General features: G+C 57.6%; 14 protein-coding genes and 1 pseudogene. 3 read left to right on the top strand and 12 right to left on the bottom strand.

Features of this window, described 5'->3' with window-relative positions; genetic code table 11:
- Positions 1-22 precede the first annotated feature (22 nt).
- Positions 23-2068, top strand: a complete 2046-nt coding sequence (gene paaZ, locus FO268_RS12385) for a phenylacetic acid degradation bifunctional protein PaaZ (protein ID WP_150993474.1) — start codon at positions 23-25, stop codon at positions 2066-2068.
- Positions 2069-2188: 120 nt separating this feature from the next.
- Here paaZ and FO268_RS23000 read toward each other — a convergent pair whose 3' ends face one another.
- The 6 genes and pseudogenes from FO268_RS23000 to FO268_RS12360 form a co-directional block, all read right to left on the bottom strand.
- On the bottom strand, positions 2189-2893 hold the full coding sequence (locus tag FO268_RS23000) for an ABC transporter ATP-binding protein (RefSeq protein ID WP_225316687.1): 705 nt from the start codon (positions 2891-2893) through the stop codon (positions 2189-2191).
- 210 nt (positions 2894-3103) lie between these two features.
- Positions 3104-3532, bottom strand: a pseudogene (locus tag FO268_RS22995) (hemerythrin domain-containing protein); the annotation flags it as partial.
- A 38-nt stretch (positions 3533-3570) separates the two neighbouring features.
- The gene (locus FO268_RS12375) at positions 3571-4329 is read right to left on the bottom strand and encodes an ABC transporter ATP-binding protein (RefSeq protein ID WP_150993470.1); all 759 of its coding nucleotides are present in this window, start codon (positions 4327-4329) and stop codon (positions 3571-3573) included.
- Positions 4326-5333 carry a branched-chain amino acid ABC transporter permease gene (locus FO268_RS12370; protein ID WP_150993468.1) on the bottom strand — a complete coding sequence of 336 codons (1008 nt, stop codon included), beginning with the start codon at positions 5331-5333 and terminating at the stop codon, positions 4326-4328. The genes FO268_RS12375 and FO268_RS12370 overlap by 4 nt, the downstream gene beginning before the upstream one ends.
- Positions 5333-6208 carry a branched-chain amino acid ABC transporter permease gene (locus FO268_RS12365; protein WP_150993466.1) on the bottom strand — a complete coding sequence of 292 codons (876 nt, stop codon included), beginning with the start codon at positions 6206-6208 and terminating at the stop codon, positions 5333-5335. Before FO268_RS12365 ends, FO268_RS12370 begins: the two co-directional genes overlap by 1 nt.
- A 79-nt stretch (positions 6209-6287) precedes the next feature.
- The gene (locus tag FO268_RS12360) at positions 6288-7445 is read right to left on the bottom strand and encodes an ABC transporter substrate-binding protein (protein WP_150993464.1); all 1158 of its coding nucleotides are present in this window, start codon (positions 7443-7445) and stop codon (positions 6288-6290) included.
- A 305-nt stretch (positions 7446-7750) separates the two neighbouring features.
- On the opposite strand from FO268_RS12360, the gene paaX reads away from it, so the two are divergent.
- A complete protein-coding gene (gene paaX / locus FO268_RS12355) occupies positions 7751-8713 on the top strand; it encodes a phenylacetic acid degradation operon negative regulatory protein PaaX (protein ID WP_150993462.1) in 963 nt (320 codons plus the stop codon).
- Positions 8714-8770: 57 nt separating this feature from the next.
- On the opposite strand, the gene FO268_RS12350 is transcribed toward paaX, so the two are convergent.
- A complete protein-coding gene (locus FO268_RS12350) occupies positions 8771-9946 on the bottom strand; it encodes a YbfB/YjiJ family MFS transporter (protein ID WP_150993460.1) in 1176 nt (391 codons plus the stop codon).
- Between the two features lie 45 nt (positions 9947-9991).
- Positions 9992-10780 carry an acyl-CoA thioesterase gene (locus FO268_RS12345; RefSeq protein WP_150993459.1) on the bottom strand — a complete coding sequence of 263 codons (789 nt, stop codon included), beginning with the start codon at positions 10778-10780 and terminating at the stop codon, positions 9992-9994.
- A gap of 206 nt (positions 10781-10986) precedes the next feature.
- On the opposite strand from FO268_RS12345, the gene FO268_RS12340 reads away from it, so the two are divergent.
- Complete coding sequence (locus tag FO268_RS12340; RefSeq protein WP_150993457.1) at positions 10987-12507, top strand: DEAD/DEAH box helicase; 1521 nt, start codon at positions 10987-10989, stop codon at positions 12505-12507.
- Positions 12508-12516: 9 nt separating this feature from the next.
- Here the strand turns inward: FO268_RS12340 and FO268_RS12335 are convergent, their stop codons facing one another.
- The 4 genes from FO268_RS12335 to FO268_RS12320 all read right to left on the bottom strand — a co-directional run bounded on the left by FO268_RS12335 (position 12517) and on the right by FO268_RS12320 (position 15914).
- Positions 12517-13032 carry a dihydrofolate reductase gene (locus tag FO268_RS12335; protein WP_150993455.1) on the bottom strand — a complete coding sequence of 172 codons (516 nt, stop codon included), beginning with the start codon at positions 13030-13032 and terminating at the stop codon, positions 12517-12519.
- Positions 13033-13479: 447 nt separating this feature from the next.
- A complete protein-coding gene (locus FO268_RS12330) occupies positions 13480-14319 on the bottom strand; it encodes a thymidylate synthase (protein ID WP_150993453.1) in 840 nt (279 codons plus the stop codon).
- A complete protein-coding gene (gene lgt, locus FO268_RS12325) occupies positions 14316-15104 on the bottom strand; it encodes a prolipoprotein diacylglyceryl transferase (RefSeq protein ID WP_150993451.1) in 789 nt (262 codons plus the stop codon). Before lgt ends, FO268_RS12330 begins: the two co-directional genes overlap by 4 nt.
- 15 nt (positions 15105-15119) lie before the next feature.
- On the bottom strand, positions 15120-15914 hold the full coding sequence (locus FO268_RS12320) for a sulfite exporter TauE/SafE family protein (RefSeq protein ID WP_150993449.1): 795 nt from the start codon (positions 15912-15914) through the stop codon (positions 15120-15122).
- Positions 15915-15955 lie beyond the last annotated feature (41 nt).

The following is a 15955-nucleotide window of genomic DNA, read 5'->3' as shown; positions in this document are numbered from 1 at the left end:
TCAGAAACAAACGGAGTTCCCCATGTCAGTCCTGAAAAGTTTCATTGCCGGCCACTGGGTCGGCGAAAAGCCTGCCAAGGCACTGCCCAGCGCCATCAACGGCGAGATCGTCGCACACACCCATGATGACACCCTAGATTTCAAAAATGCCGTTGAGTATGGCCGCAAGGTTGGCGGCAAGAACCTGATGGCCATGGACTTCCAGGAGCGCGCCCTGGCCCTGAAGGCGATGGCCATGTACCTCCAGGAACACAAGAAAGAGCTTTACGCGCTGTCGATGCATACCGGTTCTACCAAGGGCGATAACGGCATTGATATCGATGGCGGTTTCGGCACCCTGTTCTCCTACGCCAGTATGGGCCGCCGGGAGCTACCTTCCGGCAACGTAGTGCACGAAGGACCGGTAACACCGCTGGGCAAGAACAACCATTTTGCCGGCACCCATATCCTGGTGCCCCGGGGCGGCGTGGCAGTCCACATTGACGCCTACAACTTCCCGGTGTGGGGCATGCTGGAGAAGTTTGCGCCGACCTTCCTGGCGGGCATGCCTTGCATCGTGAAGCCAGCCACTTCTACCTGTTACGTCACCGAGCTTGCTGTTCGCCTGATGCAGGAATCCGGCGCGCTCCCCGAAGGCAGCCTGCAGCTGATCATCGGCAGTACCGGCGATCTGTTCGAACACCTTGAAGAGCAAGACGTTGTTACCTTTACCGGCTCCGCTGCAACCGCTCGCAAGCTCAAGAATCACCCGAACATCATCAACCGTTCGATTCCGTTCAACGCCGAGGCCGATTCACTCAACAGCGCCATTCTGGCGCCGGATGTGACCCCCGAGCACGAGGAGTTCGATATCTTCGTGAAGGAAGTAGGCCGCGAGATGACCGCGAAGGCCGGTCAGAAATGCACCGCCATCCGTCGTATCCTGGTACCGAAAGATCAGGTAGACGCCGTCTGCGAAAAGCTCAAAGAGCGGTTGTCGAAAGTCACCGTCGGCGACCCTTCCGTGGAAGGTGTTCGCATGGGCGCCCTGGCCTCTATCGACCAGCTTGAAGATGTCAAAGCCAACATCCAGGAACTGCTGAAAACGAGTGAACTGATCATCGGTGGCGATGGCAGCTTCAAACCGACTGGCGAAGGCACCGACAAAGGTGCGTTCATTGAGCCGCACCTGCTGCTGTGCCGGAACCCGGAAAATGGTTGTGGCGCCCACGACATCGAAGCCTTTGGCCCGGTGGCGACGGTGATTCCCTACGACACCATCGACGATGCTGTTTCCCTGTGTGCCGAAGGCCGTGGCTCATTGGTAACCACCCTGACCACCCGGGACCCGGCCATTGCTGGCAGAATCGCTCCTTTGCTTGCAGCCTTCCACGGACGCCTGCACCTGCTGGATGCCGAAGCGGCGAAAGAGTCCACCGGGCACGGTTCGCCGCTGCCCATGCTCAAGCATGGCGGCCCGGGTCGCGCCGGTGGTGGTGAAGAGCTCGGTGGCATCCGGGCGGTGCATCATTATCTGCAGAGAACTGCAATCCAGGGCTCTCCGTCCATGCTGGCAGCGGTGACACGCGAGTACGTGCGCGGGGCCGATCTGATCGAAACCGATGTGCATCCGTTCCGTCGCCACTTTGAAGACCTGCAGATCAACGAATCCCTGCTGACTCACCGGCGCACAGTCACCGAGGCGGATATTGTCAACTTCGGCTGCCTGTCCGGCGATCACTTCTATATGCACTTTGATGAAATTGCGGCGCGGGACTCTCAATTCGGCAAGCGCATTGCCCATGGCTACTTTGTACTTTCCGCTGCGGCCGGTCTGTTCGTTTATCCGGGCGAAGGTCCGGTTCTGGCGAACTACGGTCTGGATACCCTACGCTTTATCGAGCCGGTTGCTCCGGGAGACACCATCAGGGCCCGACTGACCTGCAAGCGCAAGATCGATCAGGGTCGGACATCTCCTGACGGACACCCCCAGGGCGTGGTGGTCTGGGATGTTCAGGTTCATAACCAGAACGACGAAATGGTTGCGAGCTACGACATCCTGACACTGGTTGCCAAAAAGCCCGAGTAACATCGGGCTCACCTGCTTTCTCCCTGTCCTGGACCCCAGGGAGAAAGTCACAGGCAAATAAAAGGGGGACAGGTCGCAAGACCTGTCCCCCTTTTATTGGTGCCCCAAAAACGTGGGGGATTACATCCCCAAATAGGCCTCGCGAACCTTCTCATTGCTGAGCAACTCACGGCCAGTACCTTCAATCACCACCTTTCCGGTTTCCAGCACATAGCCACGGTCTGCCAGAGCCAGCGCCTGGGACGCATTCTGCTCTACCAGGAAGATGGTTATCCCCTCTTCCTTCAGCTCTTTTACGATGTTGAAAATCTCTTCGATGATCAACGGCGCAAGGCCCATACTGGGCTCATCCATCAGCAGCAACCTTGGCTTGGCCATCAGGGCCCGCCCCATGGCAAGCATCTGCTGTTGACCACCGGACAGCTCACCGGCCAGGTTATGGCGCTTCTGTCGAAGAATAGGGAACTTGGTGTACATGCGCTCCAGATCCTCCATTACCTCAGGCGTCTTGCCCCGGGTATAGGCGCCCAGCAGAAGGTTGTCATGGACACTGAGGTCCTTGAACACCTGCCGCCCCTCAGGCACCTGCACAATGCCATTGGCCACCCGCTGATCAGCAGGTATCTTCGCCAGGTCCTTGCCCTCAAAGGTTATTGCGCCACGGTCTGTAGGCTGCAACCCGGAGATCGTCATAAGCAGTGTGGACTTGCCAGCGCCGTTCGCCCCCACCAGGGAGACAATCTCCCCGCTGTTGATATGGATATCCACATCGTGCAGGACCTCGATCTGGCCATAGGAAGTCACCAGCCCCTTGATGGAGAGCATTTCCTCTCTGGCATGAGGCGCCGTGACCCGGGCTACGTGTTTGAGACCCAGCCCGCCGAATTTTTCCGGGGTATAGCTTACTATCTGGTGACGCAATTCCCGGAACTCTTCACGGACCCGCTCACCAAACAGCGGGTCGTTTTCCACATCCCGCGCTTCGATGATCTGCTGCCAGTCTTCCTCGGTAAGCAGTTTCCTGGCCCTGGGAATAACCACGCCTTCTTCCTTGCGGATATGCTTCCGCAAGGCTTCGGTGAAACGTGCCAGGGCATGACTGAATTCTTCACGACCTTCCGGCCAGCGTTCTTCACATTGCGCCAGCAGTTGCCGCAACTCCAGAAGTTTTGCATGCCCGACCACATAGCCTTTGGCCAGCTTCTCCAGCAGGGGCGCTGTCTCAGGGGATTTCTCGCTGAGCCGCTTGTAGAGCTCGATATCCGTGGGCGTACTGTGTACCCGCTGGGAAAAGTGCTGGATATAATCAAAGATCGTCGTGAGCAGCCGCTCATCCGGCCGCTGATCATTGACATTCATATCGCTCAGAAGCTGGTCCAGCAGATCCAGTATCCGCCAAAGCGCCTGGTGCTCGTGAACAATAATACGGACGGCCTGCTCACTGCGTGACTGGGCAGGCGCCATTTCAGTGTGTTGCTCGCTCATGTGAAATGTCTCCTTGCTCAGCCACCGAGGTAGGCGGCTATAACGTCTGGATTCTGACGGATTTCTTCGGGGGTGCCCTCGGCCAGAACGCGACCATAGTTAAGCACCAGCAGGCGATCGGATATTCCCATCACCAGCTTCATATCGTGTTCGACCAGCATCACAGTCACCCCCTGATCTGCAATTTTCCGGATCAGGTCTTCCAATGCTGCGGTCTCTGTTGCGTTAAGGCCTGCCGCCGGCTCATCCAGCAGAATGACCTTGGGGTCCGCCGCCAGGGCCCGGGCAATCTCCAGGCGCTTGAGCGCGCCATAGGACATTGCAGAAGCCTCTGCGCCCACGTACTCGCCGCAACCCACGTATTCCATAAGTTCAGCGGCGCGCTTGTATGCAGACTCCTCGTCCCGGCGCAAAGCCGGCAAGCGGAACAGGGTGGTGAACAGGTTGCTCTTGAGCTGGAGGTGTCGGCCAAGCATTACGTTCTCGATGGCCGTCATGTTCATACAGATCTGCATCTGCTGAAACGTCCGGCACATGCCCCGTTCTGCGAGCTGGTTTGGTTCCAGCCTGGCAGTACTCTCACCGTTCAGCAGAATCTCACCCTTCGTGGGGATGTAGAGCCCGGTAATCAGGTTGAACAGCGTGGTCTTGCCGGCGCCGTTCGGACCAATCACAGAATAGACCTGCCCTGCCTCCACGGCGAAGCTGACACCTTCCACCGCATGAACACCACCAAAGGCCTTGTCCAGCCCTTTTACTTCTACCAGTGCCGTCATGCCTCACCTCCCGCTTTCTTGCGCATTCTTTTGGAAACAATTGCGGTTAGCGTGGGCAACAGGCCCTTGGGCATGAAGATCATGGTCAGCATCAGGATCAGGCCGAACATGACCGTTTCGAGTTCCTGGAAATCCGCCAGCACCTGAGGCAACAGTTTCAGCACCACGGCGCCCAGAATCACACCGAAGGTGGACCCCATGCCACCAAGGACGACCATGGTGATAAAGAGAATGGAAAACTCGAAGCTTGCCACTGCCGGCGTGATAAAGCCCTGGAAGTGCGCATAGAGGCCGCCCATCAGGCTGGCGTATATGGCAGAAATCACAAACACCAGGCTTTTATACTTTGCCGTGTTCACGCCAACGACACTGGCCGCCACTTCGGAGCCGTGCACCGAACGCAAAGCGCGACCAATCGGTGATTCAATCAGGTTAAGCGCAAACCAGACAGCCACCAGCAATACCACACTGGCAAAGATATACCAGGCCTGGAAACCTTCAATCTCCAGCCCGAACAGTGAATACCGGCCAAATGCACTCAGCTCCCAGCCAAACACCTCGAACGCAGGCACAGGCATGCCATCCGGGCCACCGGTCAGCGCACGTTCGTTGTTCAGGATAATGGCGATGATAAAGCCCACAGCCAGCGTCGCCATGGACAGGTAATGCCCTTTGAGACGCAGGATAGGACGCCCGACAATCCAGGCAATAAGGGCAACCAGAATGGCTCCTACCAAAAGCGCTGGCACGGAAGGCCACCCGTAGGTTCCCGTCGCAATGCCGCTAAAATAAGCTCCGAGACCAAAGAAGCCGGCATGACCAAGGCTGATCTGGCCGGCAAACCCCACCAGAAGATTAAGCCCCACAACCGTGGCGGCAATGATCGCCATCTGGGTAACCAGTTCATAATGAAAGGGGTTGCCCAGAAAGGCCGGAAGAATAATCAGAATCAGTGCGAGGATCATCAACCCCCGGAGGCGCGACTGCATAAATCGGTTCAACATCAGACACGCTCCACAACTTTGGCGCCGAAGAGTCCGCGGGGCATGAAAAAGAGCACCAGCAGGATCATGGAGAACGCCACTGCATCTTTGTAATCGGAGGAAATATATCCAGCTGCCATGGCTTCAACAATCCCAAGTGCGAGACCCCCGACCACGGCACCCACGCCACTGCCAAGCCCTCCGATCGCCGCAGCGACGAAGCCTTTCAGGCCGAGAATGATTCCGATGTCATAAGAAGTGAAGGTAATCGGCGCAACGACAATACCCGCGACCGACCCCAGTAAGGCGGATACCATGAAGGCCAGCATCAACACCATCTGGGTGCGAATACCCACCAGGCGTGCCGCTTCCTTGTTCATGGAGGTAGCCAGAATCGCCTTGCCAATCAGAGTCTTGGTGAAGAACAGAACCAAAGCTACAACCATCACCGCTCCAATACCCAGAACCCAGAGGCTCTGGCTATTAAGCACCGCGCCAAACACCTGAATTGGCTGGTCCGTGCTGAAATTCTGCATCACATGATATTCCTTGCCCCAGACAACCTGGGCAATACCACGAATAAAGATGGAGGCACCAATAGTGATGATGATCAGGGTTACCACATCCGCCTGTTTTGCGGGCGCAATGGCCAGACGCTGAAGGGCAATCCCCAGCACCCCAGCCAGAATGATCGCCAGCACGACCGCAAACACCATGGGTACGCCCATGGCTGTCAGGGAAACTGTCGCCATGCCTCCGATCATCAGGAATTCGCCCTGGGCGAAGTTGATGACATGGCTGGCGTTGTAAATCAGGGTAAAACCGAGAGCTATCAGGGCGTAGGTCGCACCGATGGTAATCCCGGTGAACAGGTATTGTAAGAATTCTGCGAGCATAGCGGTGGTTCCGGTCGAACATCGGCTGGCGACTTACTTCGGTGAGCAGCCGCCAGCCGCGAGACAGGTGAAAGGGGTATCAGTCAATCAGTTTCCATTCGCCATTCTGGACTTCCAGAATGCGGAAGGAATCTGGGTCAAGGCCGTTGTGGTCATCCGGAGACATGTTGAATTCACCCGTCACCCCAACGTAACCCTTGATGTTTTCCAGTGCCTCCCGTACGGCTTCAGGATCGGTTGAGCCAGCCTCTTCAATGGCACGAACCGCCAGCATGAGGCCGTCATAAGCATAGGCACCGAAGGTTGAGACCTTGGAATCCCAGCGGGCTTCATACTCTGACTTGTAGTTCTGCACGACTGCTTTCTGGGGGTCGTCCTCCGGCAGGGAGTCAGGAACCAACAGTGGCGACGCCGGCAGGCGAAGACCTTCGGCCGAGGAGCCAGCCAGCTCCAGGAAGCCGTCAGAGGCCACGCCATGGGACTGATAGAATGGAAGATTCATTCCGAGCTGGGCGTAGTTCCGGGTCACAATGGCCGGGCCCTGGCCAAAACCAAAGTTCAGAACCGCCTCAACACCGTTTGTGTTACGGATATTGGTCAACTGGGCGGTCATGTCTGTATCAGATCCGCTGTAGGTGACATCCGCAAGTACTTCCATGCCCATTTTCTCTGCCACCTCCAGAGTCTGGGTGCGGCCGGAGCTGCCGAATCCATCGGTACCGGAAATCAAACCAATTTTGGTGATACCACGATCCTTCATGTCGCTCAGGATACGCTCGGCGGCCATACGGTCGGATTGTGGCGTCTTGAACACCCACTTTTTCACCGGGGTGGTGATAACCACGGCACCGGCCAGCGAGATGAATGGAACCTGAGCCTGTTCAATCAGCGGTACTGCCGCCATGGTGGCACCGGTGGTGCTGCCGCCAACAATAATATCAACCCGGTCGGAGCGGACCAGGCGGCTGGCGAAGTTACGGGCGGAAGAGGCATTGCCAACGTCGTCATAGTGGATCAGCTCCAACTGACGACCCAGAACACCGCCTTCTTCATTAATTTTTTCGACGTACATCTCGAGCGTCTTCAGCTCGGGATCGCCAAGGAAAGATGCCGGACCTGTGACAGACAGGAACGACCCGATCTTGATTGGTTCAGCTGCCTGGGCACTCATCATCATGAGACCGGCAGCAGCAACGGCTGCGCATTTTCCTGCGCGACGCATCATAGTTTTAAACATTGTTTTTGTTCTCCCGAATTGTGCAGGGCTTGAGTATGTTTTTGTCACTTCATCCTTGATTGCACCAATCCCTTCTCTTCGCTACCGGTAAATTCGATACCATTGACGAATATCAAACGAAGTTATTGTATCATAACTTCCATGTCAACCGATTTCCGGGCGTCCGGGCTATGCTAGTCAAGTAAAGCTGACGCAGGTACAACGCGCCAGCACACCGGTCGGAGAGACAAACCTTTACCTGACACGTAAGACCCGCATAATACGCGCAACATGTTTCATTGATTCTTATTTGCGAACCCAGGGCCATGACTGCAAAAAACCAGCTCGAACTGCTCGTCGAAAACTTCCAGAAGAAACGGCCACTTCGCGCCGGCTCTCTCATCATCACCATCTATGGCGATGCCATCGTTCCCCGCGGCGGCAATGTCTGGCTTGGCAGCCTGATGAAACTGGTAGAACCCATGGGCATCAGCCAGCGCCTGGTGCGCACCTCGGTGTATCGCCTGGTTCAGGAATCGTGGCTGCAAACCGAGAAGGTCGGGCGCTGCAGCTACTACAGCCTCACCGGGCCCGGACTGCGTCGATTCGAGCAGGCCTTTCAGCACGTTTACAATCTGGATACGGCGGAGTGGAACGGTAGCTGGTGCCTTGTCTACCTGAATCAGCTGGCTCCCGAACTGAGACAGAAAGTCAGGGAAGAGCTGAAGTGGCTCAGCTTTGGCAGTATGGCCCCGGGGCTTATGGAGCACCCGCGGTTTACCCGCAGTGAGCTGATGCCCATGCTGCAGGAATGGGGCGCGGTGGATGACACCATCGTGATGCAGACCATGCCCATGGAACAGAAGAGCCCGAAAGCACTTCGGCTGCAGGTTCGCGAAAGCTGGAATCTAGACGAACTCGGGGGGCGCTACCGGCGTTTTCTGAAACAGTTCCGTCCGCTGTGGCGGGAACTGCAGTCCGAAGACACCCTCAACCCGGAAGAATGCCTGTTGCTGCGGGTTCTGTTGATCCACGAGTATCGTAAAATTTTGCTTCGTGACCCTCTGCTCCCCGACGAACTGTTACCGGGGGACTGGGAAGGCCGTAGCGCCAAACAGCTCTGCCGCAACCTGTACCGTCAGATCTATGTGCGCGCCGAGCAGTGGCTGGATGAGACTCTGGAAAATGCTTCCGGCCCTCTGCCAGGGCCCGGTGAGAAGTTCTATAAACGCTTCGGGGGGCTGCGCGACGCGGGGACCCTGAACGAAACCCTGACGGAAATGGAATAAAGGCGTCCCGAATTCGATTATTCTGGCTGCTAGCTGCTATTGGGGGGTGGGGGAGCTCTAAGAAGCACCCTGCCCCCGCTGTTCCATTTTACGAGCCAGGTGCAGCATCACCACGCCAAGCGCCATCACAATCAGGGTAAGCCAGAGGCCGTTGGTGTAGTTACCTTCTACGTCGGCCAGATATCCCACCACGGCGGGCGCCAGCATCTGGGCGATGCCATAACTGAATGTAAGCCGGCTCATAGGTCGGGACGGATTCTCGGGAAAAACCCGCCCCACCATAGCCAGCATCATACTGACAATACCGATGAAACTGGCGCCATAAATCACGGCACTAAGCATCACACCGATCATGTCGGCGTTGAGGATCAGCATCATAATACTGACAGCGTTAAGGGTATAAGCCAGATAAAGCGCGAGCCATTGCCCCCACCGGCGCGAAAACACGTCCCACAGCCAGCACGCCGGTGTGGCGGCAAGGCCGACAACCAGCCAGATCAGCCAACCGTGACCACTGAGCTGCGGCATGGCTTCCGCGATAGCCACCAGGAAGGTGGCTGTAACCACATAGCCTACACCCGCGCAAAAATAGGCAAACTGCAAAATCCGGATGAAGCGGCTCCGGCCGTCCCCCGCCCCTTTACCCGCCGTTTGTGGCAGGGCGCAGGCACGGTAGTCCGGCATCCAGCGCCAGGCAGGAACCAGCAACACTAATGCCACCAGCCCGTAGATGACCCACTGGGCATCCCAGGTGAAGGCATCCTTGATCAGCTCAGCCACCACCGCCGTAAGGACAATCCCGAGCCCGATGCCAGAAAAGAACACACCCAGCTCGGATTTCTGATTGTGCTTGATCAGCCAACTCATCAGCAGACCGGCCCCCAGTAACATGCCTGCGGAAGTGCTGAGGCCGGAAATGAACCGCAGTATGAACCACAACCACACATTGGTGGTGTAGCCCATCAGAACCGTGGAAATCACTGCCACAACCAGCCCGAGCTGGTACAACCGCACTTTGAGCCCAAGATCGCTGATCCGGGTGATAAGCAGCGCGCCGGTAAGATAGCCAGCGTAATTCACCGTGGCCAGCATGCCCACTACGGAGGTGCTCAGACCAAGCGCGCCGACCATCTCGGGAATCATCGGCGTATAGGAGAACCGGGCAATACCCACCATGACTACAACGGCAATCACGCTGGCCACCAGCACTTTCATTGTTTCGACTGGTTTCACGGGGATTCCTTACTTCAAAGACAGGAGTGGACGTTGCTATTGCCGCTACCCAAATACCGTTACCGTTTGCCGGCTCAGAGCTACCAGCTCTCCGCGTGCAGTCCAGACCCCTGCATGAGTGTGGCCGTACCCTGCGCTTGCCTCGTCAATCGTAGCCTTGTACAGCAACCAGTCACCTGGCTCCAGAGGTGGCCGGGGATGGACGATATCAAGTGTCCAACTCAGGGAACTGGTTTTCACCCGCCCTTTTACGTATGGCAAAACAGCAGGCGGCCATGCATCAACGAGTGCGATAATGTGGGCATCTGAAAAGGTTTCCGGAGTCTTTCTGAACTGCATCCAGCCACCAAGCTCGCGGCCACCTTTGCCACTGAACGGCAGATTTCCAAAAGCCCAGCGCATTTCGATTTGCTGGATAAATTCCGGAGTCACCCCTTTGATATAATCCAATCCGTTACACTGGTCTACCGGTTTCGCTTCCGGTGCCGGCAAGGCTTCCACCTGCACGTCCGACTCCCTGTCGCCACCAAAACTGGCAAGAGCCACCAGCCTGGGCTCGCCACCCTGAACAATGCGCCCCAACACCTGGCTGACAGCTTTACCTTCACGCAGAAGTTCGGCCTCGACCGTCGCAGGCTCGTCCGGCGTTACCGGGCCCACAAAAGACACCTGCATGGACCGCATTGGTCGGCCAGGGGTAACAACGTTCGCCATCCGGTCAAACACAAGCGCCGCACTCACACCGCCAAACGAGGCTCGGCCCTGCGCCCACGAAGACGGAATGGTTACTTCGCCACCCTTTGCGGCCACTTCCAATAACTTTTCGAAATTCATCAGCTTGCCTTATTAGCATCCTATCCGACTCAATCCGGAGATTGCCGAATATCCGCCAGTAACGCAACTGTCGGCGCCGGCAAGCCGGCAACTACCTACAGCACCGCCGGCATTAGCCGTGTTAAAGACTCAAGAAACCAGTTATAATCCCCGCCACATCATGCATTGCATTGCAATGCTCTACCCTTCGAATTCCGAGTACTTTAATGTCTGACTTGTCTTTTGCCGAACTCGGCCTGGATCCAGCTGTCCTTGAAGCTGTTGCCGCCGTCGGCTATGAAAAACCTTCTCCCATACAGGCCCAGACCATTCCTGCGCTGTTGGCCGGTAAGCATCTGCTGGGCGTGGCCCAGACCGGCACCGGGAAGACCGCTGCCTTTGCGCTGCCATTGCTGAGCCGCATTGATGCCTCGCTTATGGAGCCCCAGATCCTGGTGCTGGCGCCCACACGGGAACTGGCCATCCAGGTGGCCGAAGCGTTTACCACCTACGCCAGCAAATTCCGTAACTTCCATGTACTGCCGATTTACGGCGGCCAGGATTTCTTCCCTCAGATCAAAGGCCTGCGCCGCGGCGCCCAGGTAATCGTGGGCACTCCGGGCCGTATGCTGGACCACCTGCGCAAGGGCACCCTGAAGCTGGACAGCCTCAAAGCCCTGGTGCTCGACGAAGCCGATGAAATGCTCCGCATGGGCTTCATTGATGACGTGGAAGCCATTCTGGCGAAAACTCCGGAAAACTGTCAGCGCGCCCTCTTCTCCGCGACCATGCCGCCGCAGATCAAGAAAGTCGCCCAGACCTATCTGCGCGATGCCACAGAAGTAAAAATCGAGAGCGAAACCCGCACGGTTGAGCGTATTTCGCAGTATGTGCTGCCCGTTTATGCCGAACGCAAACTGGACGCCCTGACGCGCATTCTGGAAGTAGAACCGCTGGATGCCGCCATTGTCTTTGTCCGCACCAAAGCGGAAACCACGCTGTTGGCGGAAAAGCTGTCAGCCCGCGGGCATGCGGTAGCGCCGCTGAACGGCGATCTGAACCAGCGCCAGCGCGAGCAGACGGTGGAAGACCTCAGGCGCGGCAAGAAAGATATCATCGTGGCAACGGACGTCGCCGCGCGCGGCCTGGACGTGCCACGTATTACCCATGTTATCAACTACGACGTGCCCTACGATACGGAAGCCTATATCCACCGGGTTGGCCGCACCGGCCGCGCGGGTCGCGAAGGCAAGGCGATTCTGCTGGTCACTCCCCGTGAGCGCAGCTGGTTGCGCACCCTGGAGCGCGCCACCAACTCGCCGATGAAATCCTATCAGCTGCCCTCGCCCGTTGAACTCAAGAAGATGCGTGAAGAGCAGTTTGAAACACAACTGCTGGGTTTTGCTGAAGATGGCAAGCTTGCCAAAGCGATGGCGCTGCTGGATGAGATTGCCGAGCGCAATGAAATGGACACCGCCATGGTAGCCGGCGCCCTGGCCTGCTGGCTGGAAGCGTCCCAGCCCGGCTCATTGCCGCTGGAGCAGCCAGAGGCCCTGCCGGAGATTTCAGCCACTGCACCCCCACGCAGGGATCGCAAAGGCGGCGGCGGTGGTCGTCCAGGTGGCAAGCCGGGTTACAAACCGGGCTTCAAGAAAGGCCCCAAGGGCCGCGGCGGCCCCGGCCCGAAGGGCAAGCCCCCGGGTAAAGGTGGCAAGCCCGCCGGAAAACGCCCGCCCCGTCAGGCCTGAGCCAGTCACTCAGGGCTGACTAAGGCGCTGATAGACGACGAAGCTGTAATCGTAAGGGTTATTATCGGACGCGGAGAAATCCTCCCGTCCGATTTCTTCCCATTCCCCCCAGTTCACTTCCGGAAAGAATGCGTCCCCCTCTACCTCTGCGTGCACCTGGGTAATGTAGATCCGGTCCACCATCGGCAGGGCTTCTGCGTAAATCTGCCCGCCACCGATAATCATTACTTCTTCCCCGCCTTCAATCTCCGCCTGAGCTTCGGCTTTGACCAGCGCTTCGTCTAACGACTTCGCAGCCACCGTTCCAGCAGGTGCTTCCCATTCCGGATTCCGTGAAATCACCACGTTCATCCGCCCGGGCAATGGCCGGCCAATAGAATCCCAGGTTTTCCGCCCCATGATAATGGGCTTACCCATAGTGGCCTGCTTGAAGTACTTCAGATCCCCTGGCAGATACCATGGCAACTTGTTGTTCCGGCCAATGACCCGGTTTTGGGACATGGCCACTATCAGGGCTTTCCTCATTGATTGCTTGTCCTCTTGCTTGAGAGCTGCCCGGATCCGGGGCCCTCGGGGTTTCGGGGGCTGCAAGAGGGCGGGAAGACGTGTCCAAAAAACGCCTCAAGGCATCCATGCGCGGCTTGAGCTCCGCCATCCATGGCTCCGCACATTTTTGGACACGTCTTCCCGCCCTCTCGCGATTCGACAATTCAGTCGGCTGATCCATGACTACTACGGGTAGAGCAATTGTTTAGCGTAAATCAAAACCGGCGACCCAAGCTGACCTAATCTTCCGGATAATCGATCTCTGATGTTCGGTCGCGGGGCAGCGGGTGGGGCTTTCAGGAAATGTGCGGAGCCAGGGATGGCGGAGCCCAAGCCGCACACGGACGTCTTGAGGCGTTTTCCTGAAAGCCCCACCCGCTGACCTGCAGCCCCCAAAACCATAGGGCCGGAAACCAGGCCAAAAGGTCAAACCGCAATAGGTGCCTTAATCCCAGGATAAGAGGCATACCCCTCAAACTCGAAATCCTCCAGCTCGTACTCAAAGATCGAGGAAGGCTTCCGTTTGATCACGAGTTGAGGCAACGCCCGCGGCTCCCGTTTCAGTTGTTCGAACACGATGTCGTCGGTCAGATGATTCTGGTACAGGTGGCAATCACCGAAAGTGTGAACGAACTCGCCAACGTCCAGATCGCACTGCTGGGCGATCATGTGGGTCAGCAGAGCGTAGGATGCGATGTTGAACGGTACGCCCAGAAACAGGTCGGCACTGCGCTGGTAAAGCTGGCAGGAGAGCTTGCCGTCGGAGACGTAGAACTGGAACAGGCAGTGGCACGGGGCCAGTGCCATTCGGCCCTGGCGGACATTGTCCTGGGGGCCGATGGATTCGTCAGGGAGTTCGGCCGGGTTCCAGGCGGAGACAATCAACCGGCGGGAGTTGGGCTTGTTACGGATCTGCTCGATCACGTCACTGATCTGGTCGACTGTGCTGCCGTCCGGGCATTGCCAGCTGCGCCACTGTTTGCCGTAGATAGGGCCCAGATCACCGTTCTCCAGGGCCCACTCGTTCCAGATGGAAACGTTGCGTTCTTTCAGCCAGGTGTTGTCGGTAGAGCCCTGCAGGAACCACAATAATTCCTGAATGATGCTGCGCAGGTGAACTTTCTTGGTGGTCACCAGAGGAAAGCCTTCCTGCAGGTTGAAGCGAATCTGGCGGCCAAACACGGACCGGGTGCCGACACCGGTGCGGTCGCCACGGTCCGTGCCGTTGTCCACCACGTCTTTCATCAGGTCGAGATAAGCTTTCATTCAGCGTTTCTCCGGTAAGCGAAAACAATCAGTCCGGCGCCCGCCAGTATCATCGGGAACGACAGAACCTGCCCCATGGTCAGCCAGTCGAAGGCCAGGTAGCCAAGCTGGGGGTCGGGCTGGCGTACGAATTCCACCAGGAAGCGGAAAATGCCGTAACACATCAGGAACAGGCCAGACACCGCCATACGGGGCCGGGGTTTTGAGGAAAACCACCACAGGATAATAAAGAATACCACCCCTTCCAGCGCGAACTGGTACAGCTGGGACGGGTGCCTTGCCAGCGCGTCGGGGGCCGTGCGGAAGACCATGCCCCAGGGCAGGTCCGTGGGCTTGCCCCAGAGTTCGCCATTGATGAAGTTGCCGATACGTCCGGCACCAAGGCCGACCGGCACCAGCGGCGCGACAAAATCCGCAATTTGCCAGAATGTGCGGTCCACTTTACGGCCAAACCACCACATGGCAAACATGACGCCCAAGAGGCCGCCGTGGAAGGACATTCCCCCCTCCCAGACTCGCAACAGCATTAATGGGTCGGAGGCAAAGGCCCCGAAGTTGTAGAAGATCACATAGCCAAAGCGTCCGCCAAGTATGACACCCAGAGCGATGTAGAAGAGCATGTCGCCCATCTGGGCTTCGTTAATGGGAGACCAGGGTTTGCGGGCACGGATACGCCCCAGCCACCAACCCACCAGAAATCCAACCAGATAGGTCAGGCCGTACCAATGCACTTTCAGCGGGCCGATGGAAATAGCCACCGGATCGATTTGTGGATGCTGGAGCATCAATAACCTCTCAGGTCATAACAGAAAACGGATACCCACCACGATCAGCACCATGGCGAAGATTTTTTTCAGTAACGCGGCGTCCAGGCGGTGTGCCAGGTTGGCACCTACCCGGGCGAACAATACGCTGGTGAGGACAATCCCCAGAAACGCCGGCAGGTAGATGAATCCCACACTGAGATCCGGCAACTGCGGGTTTTGCCAGCCGGTGCCGATGTTCGTCAGCGCGCCCGCCACGGCAATGGGCAAGCCACAGGCGGCGGAGGTGCCCACCGCCTGCTGCATGCGGACGTTACACCAGCTCAGAAAAGGCACCGTCAGCGTACCGCCGCCTATACCAAAGATCGCAGAGGCCCAGCCAATTCCTGCGCCAGCACCGCCCAGGCCGGCCGGCCCGGGCACGTCGCGGCCGGGTTTCGGATTGACCTGCAGCAGCATTTTCAGCGCCACCAGAATGACAAACACACCGATGATCAGTTCCAGGGCATCGCCACTGAGCATGGACGCGGTCCAGGCGCCAACCATGGCACCTATCACGATACCGGCGGTCATTGGCCGGAAAATCTCCCAGCGAATCGCCTGATGGAGGTGATGCGAGCGAATGGAGCTCATCGATGTGAAAACGATGGTCGCCAGAGAGGTTCCCACAGCCAGGTGCGCGGTAATTTCAGTACTGATTCCCTGCAAACCAAAACTGAAGATCAGAACCGGCACGATCACCAGCCCGCCACCAATACCGAAAAGGCCCGCCATGGTGCCCGCCAGGGCGCCCAGCGCCAGATAAAGACCAATTACCGCAATCAGGGTCATACTCAACCACACGCAGAGAACAAAACAGGCTGGTATGATAC

Origin of the sequence: Marinobacter denitrificans, assembly GCF_008795955.1 — a bacterium.
GTDB lineage: Bacteria > Pseudomonadota > Gammaproteobacteria > Pseudomonadales > Oleiphilaceae > Marinobacter > Marinobacter denitrificans.
This window is presented reverse-complemented; position numbering and strand designations above follow the sequence as displayed.